Source organism: Bullifex porci (assembly GCF_009695635.1).
GTDB lineage: Bacteria > Spirochaetota > Spirochaetia > Sphaerochaetales > Sphaerochaetaceae > Bullifex > Bullifex porci.
Genome location: NZ_VUNN01000049.1, coordinates 1 through 1,856, shown reverse-complemented (window position 1 = coordinate 1,856; position 1,856 = coordinate 1). Strand labels below are relative to the sequence as shown.

The window sequence follows — 1,856 nt, the reverse complement described above, 5'->3', positions numbered from 1 at the left end:
TTTTTTTGTTTGCTCTGCATGAGTATTAACTTGGTGGTGAAAGTCCACTGCGGGAACAGTTCTGAAAGAAAACCGCTAGCCAACGGCAAGGGCGTAACAGCAATGTTGGGTCTGAAGGAAGCAATAGGCAAAATCGTGAGTCTACGTACAGAAACCACATATAAGGCTGGGTATTTGGATGAGTGTGCAAAATAACATGAAATCCAGAACTGAGGATATCGAGTAAATGTGGAGGCTAAATGCGAGGAAGGTTAATATTCTTAACGGAGGAGGTCCTGCAAGCGCAATAGGCTGCAATATCGCTGATGACGGCGTAGTAACAACGAATTGCAGGAAGTCAGCAGAAGTCATATTAGCAACTAGAGAGAGTTGTGAAGGACGGAACAAATGAATCTTCGAGTAATCGAAGGAATGTCACGATATGTAATAGATACCCTGAAAAAGGGAGTAAGTCGAAATATCGTAAGGAGAGAAATTGATGAAAGGAGAAAACCACAAAGAACCAAATACAGAACTTTGCAGGAGAATGCTCTCACTTCAAAATCTTGAAAAGGCTATCAACGCCGTAAAAAGAAACAAAGGCAGTGCTGGAGTTGATGGTGTAAAAGTAGATGAAATTGAAAGTTATATGCACCAAAACTGGAAACACATTGAAGAACAAATCCTTGCAAGGACGTATAAGCCACAACCTGTAAAACGAGTTGAAATACCAAAGGATAATGGAGGTGTAAGACTTCTTGGAGTCCCATGTGTAATTGACAGAGTAATACAACAGGCGATGGTGCAGGTTCTTACCCCTGTGTTTGAACCAACATTTTCTGACTACAGTTATGGATTTAGGCCAAACAGAAGTGCCGAGGATGCCGTAAGAAAAGCACAGGAGTACATGGCTGAGGGCTACAAACATGTAGTAGACCTTGACCTATCCAAATTCTTTGACAGAGTAAATCATGATTACCTGATGACTCTTGTCGATAACACACTTAAGGATAAAGATATCAGAAGACTGATATTCGTATACCTTAAGAGTGGAATAATGTGCGATGGATGCTTGATACCAAGTGAAGAAGGAACGCCCCAAGGTGGACCACTTTCGCCAATGCTATCCAACATCTATCTAACCCCCTATGATAAGGAATTAGAAAGACGTGGACATAAGTTTGTTCGATATGCAGATGATTGCAATATTTTCACCAAAAGTAAATATGCCTGCAACCGAGTAAAAGAGTCCGTAATAAGATTTCTTGAAGGAAAAATGAAACTCAAGGTTAACACTGAGAAAACTGAAGCAAGAAGAGTCGAAGGTTCTTCTTTTCTTGGTTTCACCTTTACAACAAGAGTTAGTACTGAAGGACTAGGCTACTGTAGACCAAAAGACAAGAAACTAAGAAAATTCGAAGATAAGATACGTGAGATTACTTCTAGAAGTAGAGGAGTTGCATTCAGTGCAGTAGTTCAAGAATTGAACGCCTACATACGTGGATGGATTAACTACTATGCAAGAAGTAACATACACTCTTACATTAAAGAGAAGGCCGCTTGGATAAGAAGAAGACTTAGACAATATCTTTGGAAACAATGGAAAACACCAAGTAACCGCAGAGACAAGCTTCAAGAACTAGGCATACCAAAATGGAGGCTTGACAAAATAAATTGTTATTCAAGTTGCAGATGGTACAAAATAAGTAGTATTCTAAGTCCATACATTACAAATAATACTCTCTTTAACAAATTCAACTTGGTTGATATCGAGGGAGAATATAAGCGTCTTCACAGAGAAAGACGCCTATTGGATAGGACATACAACTCTCAGTCGGAGTTTGTATTCATTTGAACCGCCGTATACCAGACCGGTA

General features: G+C 39.7%; 2 protein-coding genes. Both read left to right on the top strand.

Annotated features, from left to right (window positions below; all coding sequences use genetic code 11):
* The coding region (locus FYJ80_RS11830) for a hypothetical protein (RefSeq protein WP_206361090.1) at positions 1–195 on the top strand (195 nt) is incomplete at its 5' end.
* A gap of 283 nt (positions 196–478) precedes the next feature.
* Positions 479–1,834, top strand: a complete 1,356-nt coding sequence (ltrA, locus tag FYJ80_RS11520; protein ID WP_154427042.1) for a group II intron reverse transcriptase/maturase — start codon at positions 479–481, stop codon at positions 1,832–1,834.
* The last annotated feature ends 22 nt before the right edge of the window (positions 1,835–1,856 follow it).